The 20,977-nt window shown below is 51.7% G+C and carries 15 protein-coding genes; all 15 read left to right on the top strand.

The window, feature by feature from the left end:
• Positions 1-1,171 (top strand): ABC transporter ATP-binding protein (locus tag MKX63_RS32350; protein WP_341023403.1); only part of this gene is annotated, 1,171 nt, incomplete at its 5' end.
• A 1,236-nt stretch (positions 1,172-2,407) separates the two neighbouring features.
• Positions 2,408-2,839 carry a PH domain-containing protein gene (locus MKX63_RS32355; RefSeq protein WP_341023406.1) on the top strand — a complete coding sequence of 144 codons (432 nt, stop codon included), beginning with the start codon at positions 2,408-2,410 and terminating at the stop codon, positions 2,837-2,839.
• Between the two features lie 360 nt (positions 2,840-3,199).
• Positions 3,200-5,599: a GH36-type glycosyl hydrolase domain-containing protein gene (locus tag MKX63_RS32360; RefSeq protein WP_341023408.1), complete on the top strand. Its 2,400-nt coding sequence runs from the start codon at positions 3,200-3,202 to the stop codon at positions 5,597-5,599.
• The gene (locus MKX63_RS32365) at positions 5,596-6,051 is read left to right on the top strand and encodes a putative immunity protein (protein WP_235218408.1); all 456 of its coding nucleotides are present in this window, start codon (positions 5,596-5,598) and stop codon (positions 6,049-6,051) included. Before MKX63_RS32360 ends, MKX63_RS32365 begins: the two co-directional genes overlap by 4 nt.
• 43 nt (positions 6,052-6,094) lie before the next feature.
• Positions 6,095-6,934 (top strand): aldo/keto reductase, encoded by an 840-nt coding sequence (locus tag MKX63_RS32370; RefSeq protein WP_341023411.1) that lies wholly within the window; start codon positions 6,095-6,097, stop codon positions 6,932-6,934.
• A 161-nt stretch (positions 6,935-7,095) separates the two neighbouring features.
• Entirely contained in the window at positions 7,096-7,992 is an 897-nt protein-coding gene (locus MKX63_RS32375) for an SDR family oxidoreductase (protein ID WP_341023414.1), read from the top strand.
• A 678-nt stretch (positions 7,993-8,670) separates the two neighbouring features.
• On the top strand, positions 8,671-9,372 hold the full coding sequence (locus MKX63_RS32380) for an ABC transporter ATP-binding protein (protein ID WP_341023416.1): 702 nt from the start codon (positions 8,671-8,673) through the stop codon (positions 9,370-9,372).
• Between the two features lie 13 nt (positions 9,373-9,385).
• Positions 9,386-11,944 (top strand): ABC transporter permease, encoded by a 2,559-nt coding sequence (locus MKX63_RS32385; protein ID WP_341023421.1) that lies wholly within the window; start codon positions 9,386-9,388, stop codon positions 11,942-11,944.
• A 597-nt stretch (positions 11,945-12,541) separates the two neighbouring features.
• Positions 12,542-14,287 (top strand): ABC transporter substrate-binding protein, encoded by a 1,746-nt coding sequence (locus tag MKX63_RS32390; protein ID WP_341023424.1) that lies wholly within the window; start codon positions 12,542-12,544, stop codon positions 14,285-14,287.
• Between the two features lie 123 nt (positions 14,288-14,410).
• Positions 14,411-15,382, top strand: a complete 972-nt coding sequence (locus MKX63_RS32395; RefSeq protein ID WP_341023427.1) for an ABC transporter permease — start codon at positions 14,411-14,413, stop codon at positions 15,380-15,382.
• Between the two features lie 59 nt (positions 15,383-15,441).
• Entirely contained in the window at positions 15,442-16,401 is a 960-nt protein-coding gene (locus MKX63_RS32400) for an ABC transporter permease (protein WP_341023440.1), read from the top strand.
• Entirely contained in the window at positions 16,368-17,384 is a 1,017-nt protein-coding gene (locus MKX63_RS32405; RefSeq protein WP_341023429.1) for an ABC transporter ATP-binding protein, read from the top strand. Before MKX63_RS32400 ends, MKX63_RS32405 begins: the two co-directional genes overlap by 34 nt.
• On the top strand, positions 17,381-18,406 hold the full coding sequence (locus MKX63_RS32410) for an ABC transporter ATP-binding protein (protein WP_341023430.1): 1,026 nt from the start codon (positions 17,381-17,383) through the stop codon (positions 18,404-18,406). Before MKX63_RS32405 ends, MKX63_RS32410 begins: the two co-directional genes overlap by 4 nt.
• Before the next feature lie 222 nt (positions 18,407-18,628).
• The gene (locus tag MKX63_RS32415; RefSeq protein WP_341023433.1) at positions 18,629-19,963 is read left to right on the top strand and encodes a hypothetical protein; all 1,335 of its coding nucleotides are present in this window, start codon (positions 18,629-18,631) and stop codon (positions 19,961-19,963) included.
• Between the two features lie 33 nt (positions 19,964-19,996).
• Positions 19,997-20,653 carry a M48 family metallopeptidase gene (locus tag MKX63_RS32420; protein ID WP_341023439.1) on the top strand — a complete coding sequence of 219 codons (657 nt, stop codon included), beginning with the start codon at positions 19,997-19,999 and terminating at the stop codon, positions 20,651-20,653.
• The last annotated feature ends 324 nt before the right edge of the window (positions 20,654-20,977 follow it).

The following is a 20,977-nucleotide window of genomic DNA, read 5'->3' on the forward strand; positions in this document are numbered from 1 at the left end:
TATTTCAAAAATCAATGTCATCTTATTAATATTCACTCTAGCTATGATGTTAATATTAGCTTTAGAGTTCTTCTTTTTTCAAAACCCATTGAAGAAAGTGTTTCAGGCGACAAAAACCTTGGAACAACAAATTGTTGGAGAAATGAATGAGCATTTTGAAATTATGGAGCTCATTACTTTGTATAATTGTGAAAATGATTCGATAGTTAAATTCGATAGTAAGTTTAAAAATATGATTTCATACTATCTAAAACAAAAACGTATAAGTCTTCTCGGTTCCAGCTTGGGATCAATCTTAGTACAATTTTGGTTATTAGGAGTTTTTTTAATATCAGTCTTTTTATTATCGAATAGTGATATTAATGTAGGACAATTTATTAGTGTCTATGCGTTTACATCACTTTTGCCCTCCACATGGGGGGCGGTCTTGGCTTCATTCTGGAGTTACCAGGATTTCTCTGTTAGTCTTCGACGTTACCAGAATTTTGTTGATGAACACTCAGTAGAGGATGGAACTAAACATATAAATGAAATCGAGTCTATAAGAATAAAAATTGATGAATATTTTCATTATAAAGGAAATAAACATCTTCATGTCGACACCAAACTTAAGCAGGGAACCTTGACGGTGTTGAAAGGAAAAAATGGAAGTGGAAAGACAACTTTGATAAGAATGCTAACAAAATTATTACCTATAGGTAGCGGGATAATTGAAATTAACCATAAGAATGTTAATACTATTTCTAAACGTTCTCTTAGAGGATCGATAAGTATTGCAACACAAACCCCATACATCCTTAATAGTTCAATTGAAGAAAACATTCTTATGGGGAATAAAGGTTATAATGAAATACTTTTTAATCAATTAATTGAATTGTTCGATCTTGATAATATTATGAAAAAGCTCAATATAACAATTGATTCAAATCTTTATCAAAAAAACATATTATTATCAGGAGGAGAAAAACAGAAAATTAATTTATTTCGGGCATTAATAAAAAATAGTCCTGTAATAATACTAGATGAACCACTGACTAATTTGGATATTGACACTACAACAAAACTAATAAAATATATAGAGCAGATAAAAAAAGAAAAAATCATAATCGTTATATCACATGATAATCTCTTTGATCATCTGTCCGATCAGTATATTGAGCTGGAGGATTAAATATTTTTGTTTTAAGAGAATCTAGTACCTTGACCACAAATTTCAGGATACAAATTTTTCGATTTCCCTCTGGCCCTTGTAGTGATAAAGTGCCACTCCACGGATTTTCGTGCCTGATTCCGGTCGACTTCCCAATGCTGTGATTTCGCGTTGCAATTGTTCAATAGAGCCAATGCGCCGATTGGATCATCATCGAGCGTTCAGGTTGTCCATCACGAGCCGAACCCGTTTCGCGTCTGGATAGTGTTGATCCAGTAATTTCTGGATTTGAAGTGCCCAATCGACTTTGGTTCGTCTTTCGCTAGCCTGTACATGACGCCATCCAGCTAACGGTTCGGTAAACACATACTACAGCTCCCCTTTGCACGTATTCATAATCTTCGCGCTGTACTTGTCCCGGTTTCATCCTCTCGGATGGACGAGAATCATCCAGAAGCTGAATCGGCTGTTCGTCCATACAGATCGGTGGAATTTCAGGATCCTTGGGCAGGGCGTAGGTCTCAAAAACATTCTCCATTCGGGCAACAAATTCGATGCTGGATTTCGGGGGAATGCACCATTGTTTCTTTAGATGAGGCTTAAGTTTCGTTTTTTTAAGGTTGTCCGAATGGTCTCTCGTCCCACCGATTCCATAATATTTAGTTCGATGACTCGATGCGTCAACATACGAACGGTCCAATGAGCGTAGCTCGCAGGTGGCTCCGAACAGGCCAATGCTATGATTCTGGTCTCTAGTCCTCCTGTAATGATCGCAGGCGTACCTGAATCCTGCCGCTTGTGATACTCAGGGTAGCCTCCAAGCCACGGGTACAAGGTGGATTGTAACGTCACTGACACCTAATCGTTTGGGCAATCTCCATCTGCTTGGGAAAGACTCCTTGACTTTCATCGACTAACATGAGGATGAGCCAGCGATTTCGGATTCCCCGAGAAGTCTCCTTTGTATGAAGAAGCTGTTGAATCCGTTCGCGTTCTTCATCGTTCAGTTAATCATGTATTTTTTGTTCATTGGTAAGTCCCCCATATGATTCTATATGGAGTGCTTAAAAGTAAATCTATCCTTGGTCAAGGTACTAGTTTTCATATATTAAACTTATTAATATAGACTTTGATCGTCACCAAGTGGGATTCCTCAGAACAGTATAGAAAGCAGTAGTTTACATGAAGCTGCGAAATAATATATCTTATATATTCCAAATATTTTATAGTAATTCCATATTATAAGGAGGTATTAAAATGTCTATTAAGATTAGAAGGAGTCCGATTTTCGTAATAATTCTTCTGGTAGCATTTCTGACTGTTGTACTTTCTATTTATCGTATGGATACAAGTTTACTTATTTATCTAGCTTCAGGTTTTACACTGTTGTTTGGGGTGTGTACGTTTTATCTAATTAGATGTTATTTTGTCTTTGAGGACAATGCATTTAGGTATGTATTTGGGTTCCGGAACAAATCAATCCCCTATAATTCCATACATTCGGTTGGATTGTCTGAGGATTCCTCGGCTTCTCCAGCATGGACAACTACAAGAATTGAAATAATTTCAAATAAAGGAAGAGTACTTTTATCTTTACCATCCCGAGAGGATACACCTGAGTTTATAAAAAAAATAAAAGAAAACTGTACTAACGCAAAGATAGACTTGGATAAATTACCTTTGTTATAACTTTATTGCATAAAGATTTGCTTCTATATTTAAGGAAGAAAAGATTGAGAAAGCAAACTTGTAGCGCGTACTGAGATGTAATCAGTGCGTGCTATTTGAGTTTGCCTGAAATGCTTGATTGAAATTTATTACGTTGCGCACCCTTGAGCAAGAGGATATAGGGATACCGTAAATGAGTTCGTTCCCTGCGATTGCTGGTGTCGCGTCACACCAGGTGATATGGTTCAAATGATTAAATAATTCAAGTATGAAATTGAATTTCCCCCGCCTGGTAGACTTGCCCCCAAACCTATGAGAGCGTATTCTTGAATAAAGCATACTAGAATGATGGATATTTATTCCAGAAAGAGAGGCATGAGAATGATCAGAGCATCTGAAGATAACGAATATTATGAGCTGTCCAGTCCCACAATCCTCCCCAAGGCTTCGGGGTTCCTGTGGAATGAGCAGATGATGATTCATATGAACTGCCGGGGCTATGCGGTAGCCCAGTTCATGCAGCCCGAGCCTGCGAAGTATTCCTATGCGCCGAATCTGGAGGCCAAGACGTTCATGCAGCCGGAGCAGCCTTATTATGCCCATCACCCCGGACGCTTCGTCTATGTTAAGGATGAGGAGAACGGCGAACTGTTCTCTGCCCCCTATGAGCCTGTCCGCACCCCTCCGGATCATTACACTTTTGCGGTAGGTAAACATAATATTGTATGGACCATCGAGAAGAACGGGATCGCGATAGAGATGACGCTAAGCCTGCCTAAGGATGATCCGATGGAGCTGTGGCGGGTGAAGGTGACCAATCTGTCCGACGCTCCCCGCAAGATCAGCATCTATCCCTACTTCACCATCGGCTACATGTCATGGATGAATCAGTCGGGCGAGTATAAGGAAGCCTTGCAGGGAATCGTGGCTACAGCGGTCACCCCTTATCAGAAATATCAGGACTATGCCAAAATCAAGCATCTGAAGGACAAAACCTTCCTGCTGGCCGACCATGCCCCGGCCTCCTGGGAAGTGAATCAGGAAGCCTTCGAGGGCGAAGGCGGAATCGGCTCGCCGTCAGCGCTTAAGAGTCAGCGGCTGGCGCAAGGCGAAGCCCGTTATGAGACCCCGGTTGCCGCCCTGCAATACAGTATGGACCTGGCTGCGGGGGAAGAACGTGAATACCGCTTCATCTTCGGCCCGGCCCGGAGTGAGCAGAGAATCGCCGAGATCCGCCGGAAGCTGTTCCTGGATACCGATGCGGCAGGCGACGACGGATTCGTGCGCGCCGAGCGGGAATATGCGCAGTACATTGCGGAAGGCAGAGGGAGCATTGAGATCTCCACGCCGGATGCGGACCTCGACAATCTGGTCAACCACTGGCTGCCCCGGCAGATGTATTATCACGGGCAGACCAACCGCCTGACCACCGACCCGCAGACCCGGAATTATCTGCAGGATAATATGGGGATGAGCTACCTTAAGCCGCAGACGGCAAGAGACGCGTTCCTGACGGCCTTAAGCCAGCAGGAGGCCAGCGGAGCGATGCCGGACGGCATTATTTTGCATGAAGCGGCTGAACTGAAATATATCAATCAGGTTCCGCATACGGACCATTGTGTCTGGCTGCCGATTTGCCTTAGTACCTACCTGGATGAGACGGATGATTACAGCATTCTGGATGAGGAAGTATCGTATGCGGGCGGCCTGGAGACAGGGCCTGTGCATGAGCATATCGACCGTGCGGTGCAGTGGCTGCTGCATGAGCGGGATGAGCGCGGCCTGAATTATATCAATCAGGGAGACTGGTGCGACCCGATGAATATGGTAGGGTACCGGGGACAAGGTGTGTCCGGCTGGCTGACCATCGCTACCGCGTATGCGTGTATGGTCTGGGCGGATATTTGTGAGCGGAGCGGCCGTACGGATATCGCTGAGACCTTCCGCCATGCAGCGGAGGAGACGAATAAGCTCGTTAATCAGTACTTCTGGGATGGCGAGTGGTATGCGCGGGGGATTACCGATGACAATGTGGTGTTCGGAATCAGCAGCGACAAGGAAGGCCGGATCTTCATTAATCCCCAGGGCTGGGCGCTGCTCAGCGGTGCGGCCGATGAGGAGAAGCGGGCGAAGCTGATGAGGTCGGTCCATGAACAGCTGGAGACCCCGTACGGAGTGGAAAAGCTCGCCCCGTCCTATACCGCCATGCGCGAGGATGTGGGCCGGGTCACCCAGAAGCATCCGGGGACAGCCGAGAACGGTGCAGTCTACAACCATGCCGCTGCCTTCTATATCTATGGCTTGTATGCAGTGGGTGAACAGGATCACGCGTACCGTCTGCTGCGCAAAATGCTCCCCGGGCCCGATATCGGGGATATCATCCGGCGGGGCCAGCTGCCGGTGTTCATCCCTAACTATTACCGGGGTGCTTACAAGCAGTTCCCGCAGACTGCCGGACGTTCCAGCCACCTGTTCAACACCGGAACCGTTCCGTGGGTGTACCGTTGCCTGATCGACGGGCTGTTCGGCCTGCAAGGCTGCCGGGAAGGGCTTCAGGTGAAGCCGCAGCTTCCTTCCAGTTGGCAGGAGGCAACCGTGAAGCGAAGCTTCAGAGGCGCGGGGCTGGAGATTGAGATGAAGCGTGAATCCGGCGTAGCGGCAATCGAGGTCTATCTGGACGGACAGATTGTGGAAGACGGTGTTCTGAAGGAACTGGAAGCGGGTAAGCAGTATCAGGTGCTGGTTAAGCTTCCGGCAGGGGCTGCTGGAGGAGTAGAGTGAAGGCCAAGCTGGCCGCTGACGGGCTGGATGAATCCATCGCCGCACTGGCCGCCACAAGTCAGCACGAAGTATTGGCTGCCTGGGCCGGGGACTGTGCAGAACGGGTACTGCCTTATGTGGAGGCGGCATCCCCGGAAGAGAAGCGGCCCCGGCAGGCAGTAGAAGCCGGACGCGCCTGGGTGCGCAGGGAGCTGAAGATGACCGCTGCACGGCAAGCTGCGTTCGCGGCCCACTCGGCTGCGCGTGAGGTAAGTCCGGCAGCGGCCTGTGCGGCTTGCCGCGCTGCGGGTCATGCAGCGGCTACCGCCCATGTAGCCACCCATGCGGTGCATGCCGCCACTTATGCGGTTAAGGCGGTGTACGAAGCAGCCGGACCCGGCCTGGCCGCTTCTGCCGTGATGCAGGAGCGCGAATGGCAGTACCGGCATTTGATCCGTCTGAATGAGGAATAACGAAGCATGAGATCGATGATCTTCACACAGGAGGCACTTAAACATGACGAATCATATTCCGGAAGTACTGCTGAACGACGGGGTGAAGGCGCCGGCCATCGGCTTCGGAACCGCGTGGATCAGAGGCGCGAAGGGTGTAGAGAGCCTGAAGACGGCAATGGATCTGGGGTATCGTCTGATCGATTCCGCATTCAACTACGAGAATGAGGGCGTTGTCGGGGAGGCGGTACGGCAGAGTGGTGTCCCGAGAGAAGAGCTGTTCATTACTTCCAAGCTGCCGGGCCGGCATCATAAGTATGATGAGGCGGTCAAGACGATTGAGGAATCGCTGTACCGGGCCGGACTCGACTATTATGACCTGTACCTGATCCACTGGCCGAATCCCAAGGTGAACCTGTATGTGGAAGCATGGCAGGCACTGATTGATGCGCGGGCAAAAGGGCTGATCCGTTCAATCGGCGTCAGCAACTTCCTGCCGGAGCATCTGGACCGTCTGATTAAGGAAACAGGTGTGGTACCGGCGATGAACCAGGTTGAGCTGCACCCCTTCTATCAGCAGGCGGAGCAGCGCGCGTATCATGAGCAGCACGGAATCGTCACAGAATCCTGGAGTCCGCTGGGACGCGGCGAGGATCTGCTGAAGAATGAACAGCTGCGAACCATTGCCGCAGACCGGGGCAAGTCCGTCTCGCAGATTGTATTGCGCTGGCATGTGCAGTTGGGAGCGGTTCCGATTCCAAGATCGCAGTCGGAGGAGCATCAGCGGGAAAATTTAGAAATTTTCGGCTTTGAGCTGTCGGAGGCGGAGATGAAGGTGATTGCTGAGCTTCCGTCCACCGGACCGCTGTGGGACCAGGACCCGGCTGTGTACGAAGAATTCTGAACTATTTATATTTTACAGCTATGGCCCCTTGCTCTTTGGCAGGGGGCTTTTGTTTTTGTTGCTGCACTCATACATAATTCGTTTAGGAAAAAGGGAAGCTGGTTACATAGAAAGAGTCAGAAGCCTACACAATCAGAAGCGAACAGAGGAGGAATATTATCATGAGTAATCAATATAAGATTCAAGATCCTGTGCAGCAATATGAAAAGGCTACGCCGGAATTCGAGCAGCAGCAGCCCAGCCCCGGCCTGGAGACGAAGATGCATCCGCGTCCCGATGACGGAGCGGGCACCTACAAGGGCAGCGGACGGCTCACCGGACGGAAAGCAGTAATCACCGGAGCGGACAGCGGAATCGGGCGGGCGGTGGCGATTGCTTTTGCCCGTGAAGGCGCGGATGTGGTATTGGCATATCTGCCGGAGGAAGAAGCTGACGCGAAGGAAGTGGTTAAGCTCGTAGAGGAAGCCGGCCGCAAGGCAGTGGCCCTGCCGGGCGATCTGAAGGACGAGAAGTACTGCGAGCAGTTGATTGCCAAGGCCGTAGAGGAGCTGGGCGGGATTGATATCCTGGCTAACATCGCCGGTAAGCAGCAGTTCGTGAAGACAATAGCCGATCTGACTACAGAACAGTTCGATGCTACCTTCAAGACGAATGTCTACTCGCTCTTCTGGCTCTGTAAGGCAGCGGTGAAGCATATGAAGCCGGGTAGTACGATTATTAATACATCCTCGATTCAGGCCTATGAGCCTTCAGAGATTCTGCTGGATTACGCCACCACCAAGAGCGCGATCAATACCTTCAGCAAGGCGTTCGCCCAACAGGTGGCGCCGAAGGGAATCCGGGTGAACGTTGTCGCACCGGGACCGGTATGGACTCCGCTTCAGGTAAGCGGCGGACAGCCGGAGGAAGTCCTGAAGGAGTTCGGAGCCAAGACCCCGCTGGGACGCCCCGGCCAACCGGCTGAAATGGCCCCGGCTTATGTATTCCTGGCCAGCCAGGAATCTAGCTATGTCAGCGGCGAGACCCTGAATGCCAACGGCGGAATGCCGACCCCATAAATTAAGGTTGAGTAGCAGCATCGGGCAAGAACATCGGGTAAAAACCTCCGTCAGGAGGTTTTTTGCTGTGAGGGGAAAACTTGCTGGCAGTCTGCGTCACCTGGATTCAGCGGGGACTTAGCTGCCGTGGCAGCCGGAGCAGCTGGAGGATGAAGCTTCATTCTTTTGAGGGAGAAATGGGCTAGGAGAAGAGACTGGCAGGCAGATCAGCAGGAAATAGTTGGATGAATGGCATTAGCTAATTAAGGTTGGGTCTAATAACAGACAACAGTTGGAAAAAAGCCACTTAAATCCGCCCGTTTCATCTAAAATAGCAAAATTGACCTGATTAGATGCTATTTTTCCACTTGCTTCCGGAAATATATTGGTAATCCGGGAATTAAGATACGTTTTTCCGCTTGCTTACTCTTGCTGCGACCCGCCTGTTTTGCTCCGGGGTCCTTCCGCTTGCTCCTCTTACTCGCACGTGCTCCGCGTCCTTCCGCGTGCTCCACGTACTCGCACGTGCTCCGCGTACGTGCCGCGAAGCGGCGGTTTTCCTTTTCCGCCGGGAGGAGCAATGCGTGATGCCTCCACTTTTGCCATCATAGGGGGTTCATGTGCTACACTGGAATAATTGAATCGTATCTGCCAGTTCTGGTACATTAGCGGTTTGTGGAGAAGACAGGAGGAGACGGCATGGCATTCGTAACGGTGAAGGACGAATATAAGCGCTATAAGATGGGGGAGACCCTGATTGTCGCCAATGACGGCATTGCGTTCGAGATTGAAAAGGGTGAATTTGCTGTAATTGTAGGGCCCAGCGGGGCGGGAAAGTCAACGGTGCTTAACATACTGGGCGGGATGGATTCCGCCGACGAAGGCCAGGTCATTGTGGACGGTACTGACATCGCACGTTTCAGCGCCAAGGAATTGACCGGCTACCGCCGTAATGACGTGGGTTTCGTGTTTCAGTTCTATAATCTGGTCCCTAATCTGACCACTCTGGAGAATGTCGAGCTGGCTTCGCAGATTTCGCCCCGGGCGCTGGATGCCCGGAAGGTGCTGGAGGATGTGGGCCTTGGCGCGCGGCTGAATAACTTCCCGGCCCAGCTCTCGGGCGGGGAGCAGCAGCGCGTGGCTATTGCCAGAGCGCTGGCGAAGCAGCCGAAGCTGCTGCTCTGTGATGAGCCGACCGGTGCGCTCGATTACAACACCGGCAAGCAGGTGCTTAAGCTGCTGCAGGATACCTGCCGCGACACCGGCACAACGGTGATTGTGATCACGCATAACCTGGCGATTGCTCCGATGGCCGACCGGGTCATTGAAATTAACAACGCCAAGGTACGGAAAATGGTGAAGAATCCAGCACCGGTATCCGTGGAAGATATCGAATGGTAAGGGGCCGGGAATGATGAAGAAACGGGCACTATGGAAGGATGTTTTTCGGGAAATCGGCCGCACCAAGGCGAGGTTCCTCTCGATCTTTGCGATTATTATGCTGGGGGTCAGCTTCTTCTCCGGGATCAAGTCGGCCGGGCCGGATATGCTGGATACCGCAGCAACCTATTATAAGGATCTGCGGCTGATGGATCTGCGGGTCCAGTCCACTTACGGCCTGTCGGAGCAAGGGATTGAGCAGCTTCGGGGGATACCTGGAGTGCAGACGGTTCAGCCTGTATACAGCTCCGATGTCTTTCTTGGCGACAGCGGGCTGATTGCCAAGGTCTATTCATATGCAGACCATAATGAACTGAACGGCTACAAGCTCACCGCCGGGCATCTTCCGGCAGCCTCTGGAGAGATTGTACTGGATGAACACCTGCGCGAACAGGACAAATTCAAGCTCGGCGATTCCATTACCTTCGGCGGGGAAGCCGGAGAGAAGCCTGAACAGAGCTTCCGGACCAAGACTTATACCGTAGTAGGCTTCGCGCAGAGTCCGCAATATATTGAGACCGCGAACCGTGGAACCAGCCGCATCGGCAAAGGGACCCTGGATGCGTTCGCTGTCATCCCGGAAGGGGATTTTACACTTCCTGTATATACGGAAGCATACCTCAGCTTCAAGGATACGGCTGCCCAAACAGCCTATACGCCAGCGTATGATAAGCTGATTGAGCAGCATCTTTCCGGGGTGGAGGAGGCGCTGAAGGATTACCCGGCGCAGCGTCTGGAGGAGCTGAAAGCGGAGGCGGTAGCGGCGGCTCAGCAGGCTGCGGCTCAGCAGGGGACGCAACAGCAGCCGCAACAACAACAACAGGCATCCGCCGCACAGAGCCAGCCGGAGCTGCCGAAGGTATATGTGGCAGACCGCACGATTAACCCGGGATACGCCGAATACAAGGATAATGCGGACCGTTTGTCCGCGATTGCGTCGGCTTTTCCGGTATTCTTTTTCCTGATTGCAGCGCTTGTCAGCTTAACCACGATGACCCGCATGGTGGAGGAGCAGCGGCTCCAGATCGGGACGATGAAGGCACTTGGATACGGCTCTATGGACATTATGACCAAGTTTCTGGTGTACGGAACACTCGCCAGCCTAGCGGCGTCAATTGCAGGTCTGGCGGTCGGCTTCACGTTCTTCCCGGACCTTATCTATAATGCTTACAGCTCGCTCTATAACCTGCCGGATGTGATCAAGAGCTTCTATCCTTCTTACGCCGTTATTTCCATCATCGTGGCGCTGGTCTGTACAACGATGACGGCGATGATCGCTTCCCGGGTGGAGCTGCGGAGCAACGCCTCTGTGCTGATGCGGCCCAAGGCACCGAAGAGCGGGCAGCGGATTCTGCTGGAGCGCTTCACCTTCCTGTGGAGAAAGCTCAGCTTCGTGCAAAAGGTGACGGCCCGCAACCTGTTCCGCTACAAGCAGCGGATGTTCATGACCGTTATCGGGGTGGCAGGCTGTACCGCGCTGATCCTGACCGGCTTTGGGCTGAAGGATTCCATCGGCAGCATTGCGGAGCGGCAGTTCGGCGGGATTATGAAATACAGCGCCCTGGTGGCCCTGCATGATAATGCAGCCGCCTCAGATCAGGCATCCTATAAGAAGCTGATTGAACAGGAGACTGCGGTGACAAGCACGCTGAATGTGCTGCAGGAGGCTATGACGGCCCGGGCCAAAGGCGTGAACGACCAGGAGGTGCGGATCTTTGTTCCCTCGGATACAGCTGAGCTGGCGTCTTTCGTTAATCTTAAGGACCGCAGCACCGGCAAGCCGCGTGTACTGGGTGACGAAGGCGCGGTCATTACTGAGAAGCTGGCTAAGCTGTATGATGTTGCCCCAGGGGATGCAGTGACACTTCTTGACAGCAACAATGAGCCATTCCAGGTCAAGGTAGCGGCGGTCACTGAGAACTATGTGCTGCATTATGTGTACATGACTCCAGCTTATTACACGGAATTGTTCGGCAAGGAGCCGGTCTATAATACGCAATTATTGAATTACAGCGGCAAAGATAAAGAGTGGGAGAGCGCCTTCGGGGAGAAGCTGACTGCGAATGGACAGGTGGCCTTGGCCAGCTTTTCCAGCGGAGTGGGAGAAGCCTTCGAGGAAACTATGGACAGTATGGATATCGTCATGGTGGTGCTGATTGTCTCTGCTGCCGCGCTGGCCTTCGTGGTTCTGTACAATTTGACCAATATTAACGTATCTGAGCGGGTCCGCGAGTTGTCTACGATTAAGGTGCTCGGCTTCTATGATAAGGAAGTTACTCTGTATATTTACCGGGAAAATATTCTCTTGACTCTCCTCGGCATCTTGTCCGGCAGTGCCCTGGGGGTGATCCTGCACCGGTTCGTCCTGTCGACCGCCGAGCTTGATGCCACCATGTTCGCTCCGCTCATCAAGTGGCAGAGCTATATTTATGCAGCGCTACTGACCATACTATTCTCAGGGATCGTAATGGTTTTCATGCACATCAAGCTCAAGCGGATTCATATGATTGAAGCGCTGAAGTCGGTAGAGTAATTCAGTCACGATTTTGTCGAAAAAATAACAAAAGCATCAGCATTACAATGAAGGATAATGAGCCGGGGGCAGAGGGAGCCCGGAGCCGTTATCCTTTTTTTTTGTGTCTGAAAAGGGCTAGATAACTAGAGGATTAGCGCTGAAACACACGGAAATATGATGAACAGTGTCGAAAAATAGCGAAAATGATAAGAAAGTGTCATAAATACTAACCCGATTAAACTCATTGAAATAATTTAACAAAGGTTTTTTTACAGTTATTCCAAAATTCATTGGAAGTAAATGTTTCAATAGCAAAAAAGTAAGATTCCGCAGCGATAAATAAATATATTGACGTAAGATATATTCACATGTAATATAAACCATAATTTATGAGGGAAGTTGTAAGGCTTCCCGCCGGTAAAGTTGTCCCTGACCCTAATTGACCTGCGGTCTATTCATCGCATTCCTTCCATATATATTAGGTGTGATGTTATGTAACATGTACTGCAAAGGCGGTCATTAGAAGTCTTAGGCGCACAACGATCCGGAGCATCCCAGTCTCCCGAGAAGCTTTGAAGAGCAGGAACAAGCACTTAACTAAGGAGGAGTAAAGGAATGGCGAAAAAGAGAAAATGGTGGTCAGGTTTACTAGTCTTATCGTTGGTAGGGGTTCTATTTACAGGATGCAGTACGAATAACACTGCGGGTTCTTCAACAAGTGCGCCTGCAGCCACTACAGCTCCGGCAGAGAGTACGGCGCCTGAGGCTACGGAGGCACCCGCGGCTGACGCGCCGGTTGACGGCGGAACACTGGTTACAAGCTCATTCTCCGATATTGTTAATATTAATCCCCTCTTAGTTAATGATACTGCGTCTGGTGATGTGGCCCAATTCGTCTTTGCCAAGCTGTACAATCTCGACCGTGAAGGCAATGTACAGGCAGAGGATTGGTCGCTGGCTGCCGCGCTGCCGGAGATCTCCGAAGATGGTTTGACTTACACCGTGAAGCTGAAGGATACCGCCAAATGGAGTGACGGCCAGCCCGTCGTTGCAGATGATGTAGTCTATACCGTGGAAACGGCCAAGAATAAGGAGACAGGCTCGCCCCTGATCAGTGCCTTTGATAAGGTGAAGACCGTGGAGAAGATCGATGACCACACGGTGAAATTCACAATGTCCCAGATTTACGCCCCGTTCCTGTATGCCCTCGTTCAGGAGATTGTTCCGGCCCATGTCCTGAAGGATGTGAAGCCGACCGAAATGCAGAAGAACGCCTTCGGTACTGATCCGGCCAAGACCGTTACAAGCGGACCTTGGAAGTGGACGGCCTGGAAGCAGGGCGAGAGCCATACCCTGGATGCCGATCCCGCCTACTGGGGAACCGTGAAGCCTCATATCGCTCAGGTGATCTATAAGATCTATGCTGACCAGAACACTGAGGTTCAGGCGATTATGAAGGGTGACACAGACCATATCAGTGCGATTCCTGTAACCCAGGTTGAAGCAGTTAAGGCTAATGGCAAGATTGATATCATCCAGAAGCCGGGTGCACAGTACGAATATGTTAACTTCAACTTTGACGGCAAGAACTTCCCGGATGGCTATGGCCTGTTCCAGGGACAGAAGACCAGACAGGCGATTGCTCACGCCCTGAACCGTCAAGGGATGGTGGACAATATCCTGAAGGGTGTAGGCGCACTAATGAATGCACCGTTCCTGCCTGATACCTGGGCTGACCCGGGTGATGCTGCTGTGAACTATGATTACAATGCCGAGACGGCCAAGAAGCTCCTGGCTGAAGATGGCTGGGTTGCGGATGCCAAGGATGGCATTCTGGTAAAAGACGGCCACCGCTTCTCCTTCGAGCTGCAGTATAATGCCGGCAACAGCCGCCGTGAACAGGTAGCGGCTGTTATCCAGCAGAACCTGAAGGATGTCGGTATTGAAGTAAAGCCTAAGGCGATTGATTTCGCTGCATGGATTGACCAGAACGTAACGCCGGGTAAATATCAGGCGCTGCTGCTGGCATGGTCCCTGAGTACACCAGACCCGGATGCAGAGAGCATTTTCTCCTCCAAGTACTTCCCGCCTGCCGGACAGAACAGCGGCTGGTATAAGAATGAGAAGCTGGATAAGCTGTGGGTAGACGGATATTCTACGGTAGATCAGGCTAAGCGCAAAGAAGTCTACAAAGAAGTAGGTAAAGAAATCTCGACCGACCTTCCTTATGTATTCCTGTATCAGTATGGTCAGGCGATCGGAACAGGACCTAGAGTGCACTGGGCAGAGGAGGATGCTCCTGAGCCGTCACTGGGCTACGGACAGTTCTTCCACGCTATCAAATGGTGGGTAACCGAGTAACGTACCGACTAACTGAATAGACTTGCGGGAGGTGAAAGAGATTTCTCTTTCACCTCCCCCTTTTGTATAAATGGGGGGGGCCTTCCGTAATCTATCGCCTTACCATCTCTAGGAGGATAGCCAATGACAGAATACCTGATACGTAGAGTGCTTCAATCGGTACTGGTCATCTTTCTGATTACCATACTAACCTTTCTTCTCATCCATGCGGCTCCGGGCGGCCCTACACAAGTGATGCTCGCACCGGGACTGACGCCGGAAATATTTGCGCAGCAAGCCAAGAACCTGGGACTGGATCAGCCGATTTATATACAGTATTTCCGCTGGATCGGTGACCTGCTGCAAGGAGATCTGGGATATACCTTCAAGAACCATATTGCGATCTCAGACCTGCTCTGGCCGCGTATTGGCAATACCATAATCCTGATGGGGGCGGCTTGGCTGGTATCGCTGCTAATCGCAATTCCCTGGGGAATCTATAATAGTACCAAAGTCTATGGTTTATCGGATCAGACGGCTTCGTTCATTTCTTATCTGGGCTTCGCCATGCCGACCTTCTGGTTCGGGATTCTATTGCAGCAGTGGCTGTCGCTCAAGCTGGACTGGTTCCCATTGTCGGATATGCATACAAGAGGCAAGGAAGACAGTATAGCTGATTTATTCATGCATCTGGTGCTGCCGGTTACCGTGCTGGCACTTGGGTTCCTGGCTTCTTATATGAAGTATGCGCGGGCCAGTATGCTGGAGGTGCTGGATCAGGATTATATCCGGACGGCACGGGCCAAAGGAGTCAAGGAACGGAAGGTCGTCTTCCGCCATGCCCTGCGCAATGCACTAATTCCAATTATTACGATACTAGGTCTTGATCTTCCGATCCTGGTGGGAGGGGCCGCACTAACAGAGAATGTATTCAACTGGCCGGGAATGGGCCGTTGGTTCGTAGAGATGGCCACTGCACGCGAATATTCGGCACTGATGGCTGTGACGATCGTCACGGCTGTGATGGTCGTCATTGGCAATCTGCTGGCAGATATACTGTATGTCGTAGTTGATCCCCGGGTGAAGCTCGGCAAGCAAGGGGGGAAGGCAGCATGAGTACAGACAATACAGAGCTTATCAAAGGAAAAGTATCCAAGCCGCTAGGAACGCCGGATATGAGTCCGATGCCGGGCGGGACCGACCCGGAAATTCCCGTGGTGGATATGGACAGACCTCCCGGCCCGTGGAGAGTACTGTGGAAGAAGTTTTCACGCAATCCTTTTGCCATGGGCGGGTTGGCCGTCCTGCTTATCTTTGTCCTGCTGGCGATCTTCGCCCCGTTCCTGACCTCCTATGGGCCGGAGAAGATTGATCTGATGTTCGCCAACCTGAAGCCTGGAGCGGAGGGACATCCGCTCGGCACCGACGAGCTGGGCCGGGATATTCTCAGCAGACTCCTGTACAGTGCGCGGATCTCGCTGCTTATCGGTTTCTCTGTTGCTTTTGTATCCGTGCTGGTCGGATCGGTGGTCGGTGCGATCTCGGGTTACTTCGGCGGATTCGTGGATACGGTATTCATGCGGATTGTTGACGTCATGAACTCCGTGCCGTCCCTGTTCCTAAATATCCTGGTGATGGCGCTGTTCGGAACACAGATTAAATTCATGATCCTGATTCTGGCGTTCACGAGCTGGATGAGCATTGCCCGGCTGGTACGGGGAACCTTCCTGCAGCTGCGGGAAATGCAGTATGTGGAGGCCGCCAAAGCAATCGGCGTATCCAGCTGGGGGATCATCTTCCGGCATCTGCTCCGCAATGCAAGCTTCCCGATCATTGTTAATGCCACATTGATGGTCGGCGGTGCGATTCTCAGTGAATCCGCATTGTCCTATCTGGGTCTTGGTATCCAGGCTCCGGCTACGAGCTGGGGGCTGATGCTTAGCAATGCGCAGGAGTTCATGCTGATTGATCCGATGCAGGCGGTATATCCGGGCTTTTGTATCCTGATGGTGGTGCTGGCGGTTAACTTTATCGGCGACGGCATCCGGGATGCCCTTGATCCCAGACAGCAAGTGACCAAATCCCGGAGGAGGCTGGAACAATGGCGCAAAAACTACTCGAAATCCGGAAGCTAACCGCCGGCTTCGCGACAGAGAAGGGGCTGCTCAAAGCAACCGACGGCATCTCTCTTACGGTAAATAAAGGTCAGACGGTCTGTATTGTAGGCGAATCCGGCAGCGGCAAAAGTGTCACCTCGCTGGCGATCATGCGCCTGATCGATTATGCGGGCGGTATGATCCTGGATGGACAGATTGACTTCCATGGACAGGATCTGGGGCGCAAGAGCCAGGAGGAGATGCGGGAAATCCGCGGCAACCAGATCGCGATGATCTTCCAGGACCCGATGTCTTCGCTGAATCCGGTCTTCACCATAGGCGAGCAGATTGCTGAGAGTCTGCGGCTGCATCAGAATAAGAAGGATGCAGAAGCGCTGAAGCTGGCGGTAGATCTGATCCGATTGGTGGGCATACCCGCACCGGAAATACGTGCAAAGCAGTATCCGCATGAGCTGTCCGGCGGGATGTGCCAGCGCGTAGTCATTGCGATTGCGCTGGCCTGTAACCCTGAACTGCTGATTGCCGATGAGCCGACCACCGCGCTTGATGTTACTGTGCAGGCGCAGATCCTGGATCTGCTGCGCAAGCTTCAGTCGGAGCTTGGGATGTCAATCCTGCTGATTACCCACGACATGGGGGTTGCTGCCGAGATGGCAGACCGCATTGCTGTCATGTATGCGGGCGCTATCGTGGAAGAGGGTGGTGTAGAAGAGATCTTCGACCATCCGAGTCATCCGTATACTGTGGGGCTGCTCCAGTCCATTCCGGGGTTTGAAGGCGGCCGGGGAGGCGAGCTCTATACGATCAGTGGAACGATTCCGCCGATCGGACAGCTGCCTGCGGGCTGCCGTTTCCACCCGCGTTGTCCGCATGCGATGGAGATCTGCCGGAGCCAGGAGCCGCCGGATTTCCTGATCTCTGATGATCACCGGACCGCCTGCTGGCTGTTCAAGGATAAGCCGGTTTCAGCGGATACCAGCAGGGAGGCGAAGCGCGCATGATGAATAGGGCAGCAACCGTACCAGACCGTAAACTACCGGCTTCTTCTGAAGTGCTGGTGGAAGTTAAAGATATTAAGAAATATTTCCCGATCACCAAGGGCCTGCTTAACCGGACCGTCGGGCAGGTGAAGGCGGTGGATGGAGTCAATCTGGCGATCCGCCAAGGTGAGACGTTCGGGCTGGTTGGCGAATCCGGCTGCGGCAAATCCACCTTCGGACGGGTACTCCTCCGCCTGCAGAGTGCGACCGGGGGGCAGGTGTTATTCAAGGGCCAGGATATCCATTCGCTGGGTTCGCGTGACATGCGGAAGCTGCGGGAAGAGATGCAGATTATTTTCCAGGACCCGTTCGGGTCGCTGAATCCGCGCTTTCTCGTCAAGGATATTATCGGCGAGCCGCTGCGTATTCACTGGAAGATGTCCGGCAAGGAGATCGATGCCCGGGTGGTCGAGCTGATGGAGCTGGTGGGTCTGGATGCCAGCCGCCGGAACCGCTATCCGCATGAATTCTCCGGCGGACAACGCCAGCGTATTGGCATCGCCCGGGCGATTGCGCTGAATCCGCAATTTATTGTGGCCGATGAGGCCGTGTCTGCGCTGGACGTATCCGTGCAATCCCAGGTTATTAACCTGCTGATGAAGCTGCAGAAGGAGCTGGGACTAACCTTCCTGTTCATTGCGCATGGTCTTAACGTAGTCCGGCATATCTCTGACCGTGTTGGGGTCATGTATCTGGGTAAGCTGGTGGAGGTAGGAGAGACGGAGGAGCTGTTCGCGGCTCCGCTCCATCCGTATACTGCCGCCCTGCTCTCGGCTATACCCAAGCCGACACCAAGGCGCAAGCAGGAGCGAATTATGCTGGAGGGGGATGTGCCCTCCCCGGCCAATCCGCCCTCCGGCTGCCGGTTCCATACCCGCTGCCCGTTCGTCCAAGACAAATGCCGCTTAGTGGAGCCGCTGCTGGAAGAGGTCCTGCCAGGCCGTCCGGTAGCCTGTCATTTCCCGTTACTTCCGAAATCCTGACTAAGGATTACCTTATGCTGTACTGAAGAGGAACGCTGCTGAATTTTACGCAGTGTTCCTTTTTTGCAATGTCGCTTCAAACTAATCATTGTGCTGCAGGCATTTCTATAAGAAAATGAGAAAAAGACGGATTGAAGACTACTTATTACCGCAAAGGCTGCGGAACCGGAGGCTATGGTGAAAAAGGTCAATACAGCAATTTCAGCGCTCTTTATACTTGTTATGATAATAGCTGTCTGGGTATGGGCCGTGTCCGTGCATACCTGGACCCTGGTGGGAACCTTGGCTTCCCTGCTCTGTCTGGCTCTATTTATCTGGACGGGCCTGCGGGCCATTCCCGCTATAACCGGATACATCAAGAACCCCGGCGCACTGCGGGCGTTGAATACGGACGACTCGCCGGAGGAACGGCAGCGGACCTGGTGGAAGATTGTGCTGTGGGTGATATTCAGCCGCGTGCTGCTGATCCTGGCGGCTTATGTATTCTGGGTGCTTCGGGAGGGAGGCTCCGGCAGCCTGTTCTCCCGGTTCATTGAGATGTGGCATATCCGCGGAATTGATGCGATGTCCTATCTGGGCATTGCTGAGCGGTGGTATGTGACGGAAGGGGACCCCAGATTTCATATTGTATTTCTGCCGTTCTTCCCCGTTATGATCAAGCTGGCGCAGTTCTTCACAGGCAATTATATGGCTGCCGGATTTGTTGTAGCCAATCTCTGCACGCTTGCAGCAGCGTTGTTCGCCTATGAACTGGCCCGGCTGGATATGGGGCGCAGGAATGCCCTGCGGGTAGTGAAGTACATCTTCATCTTTCCGTCGGCCTTCTTTTTCTTCCTTCCCATGACGGAGGCTTTGTTCCTGCTGCTCTCCCTGATGGCGCTGTATTTTGTGCGCAAAAAGCGCTGGCTGCTGGGCTGTCTCTGCGCGGCGCTGGCCGGATTCACCCGTTCCCCGGGAATTCTGCTGGCCGTGCCGATTGCCGTGGAATTTGCCCGGGAGCTGGCCGCTGGCTACAAGTCAATGGACCGGAAGGCTTTTACGAATAAGCTGATCTTGGCTGTCCTCTCCCTGGTAAGCGTCTCGTTAGGTCTGCTGGCTTATCTCTACATCAATTACAATGTGACGGGCAACGCGTTCCAGTTCAGTATTTATCAGCGGGAGCACTGGTCGCAGCGGTTCTACTTCTTTTTCGATACCGTGAGATATCAGATGGAATATGCGGTGAATACCTTCAAGGATGCCGATTACCGGTCGTTCCTGGGGCTATGGCTGCCGAATTTGTGCGCAATCCTCCTGGTTCTCTTCATGATGCTCCGCAGTGCGAAGAAGCTTAATCCTGCTTATATGGCGTACCTGATCGCCTATTTCGTCTATGTGGTGGCCCCGACTTGGCTGCTGTCTGCTCCGCGTTATTTCGCTGTAGCTTTTCCGCTGGCCTTCGCGGCTGTGCTATTGACGGAGGATAAGAAGTGGAAGGACATCCTGCTCACGACGCTATTCATTGTGGGGGGACTACTGTATCTGGCGGTGTTTGTATCCGGTTATCCGGTATATTAGGGTGTAATAGAAATTACAGAAACGATGGTGGCTATGCAGATTCAACTAGAAGATCAGATGGTTACGTTACATGTCCAGTATGCTAAGCGCAAGAAGCTCTCCGTAACGGTGGACGGCTCGGATCTCATTACCGTTAAAGCGCCCAAGGGAACGAGTGAAGAGACGATCCTCGGTGCGGTAGTAACCTTAAGCCCGAAGATTCTGGAGAAGCTGCGCAGCAATGCCGCGGCCCGGCAGGTGCCGAAGGTTAAGGCTTATGAGGGCGGCGAAGAAGCCTTCTTGTACTTGGGGAAGGAGTATGCGCTGCATGAGCTGATTGGGGACCGGCAGGCGGATGCGGAGGGGTTGAAGCTTGCGCTGAAGAAGTTCTACACGGCCAGTTTGAAAAAAATCATCGCTGAGCGCATCAAGCCCTACCAGACGCAGCTCAGAGTGAAGCCGAAGAGTGTCGAGATCGTGGAATCGCGGACCAAGTGGGGGAGCTGCAGCTTTGACGGCAAGCTGACGTTCAACTACCGCCTGGCCATGGCACCGCCTGAAGTGATCGACTATGTCATCATTCATGAGCTGTGTCATCTGCTGCATATGAATCATGACCGTTCCTTCTGGCGGCGCTTGGGAAGTATCATGCCGGACTATAAGGAGAAGGAAGCGTACCTGGCCCGGCAGGGGCAGTTTATGACGCTGTGACCTATGTAGCCTATCGCAAGAAATGAATTCATTCCATAGATGAGGTAATGTATGGATGTTCGATTAAGCATACCACTTGTACATTCGCCGGGGCATGGCAAACCTTCAGCAAGCGGCTTAATGTCTGAGATGAACATCGGGCTGATATTAGGCTGATATTGCACCCGCTGCAGCCTGCTACTCTTACATTTAAGTAGGTGATTGTATTTCCTGCAATAGAAAATGGATTACTGACCGTAGAATGAGATTCTATTGTATTTCATACAGTAGAATGTTGTATTTTGGGTAAAAACTAGCCTTTGTTCAACATTCCATTGTACGGAA

It is taken from the genome of Paenibacillus sp. FSL R7-0179, assembly GCF_038002265.1.
Lineage (GTDB): Bacteria > Bacillota > Bacilli > Paenibacillales > Paenibacillaceae > Paenibacillus_AQ.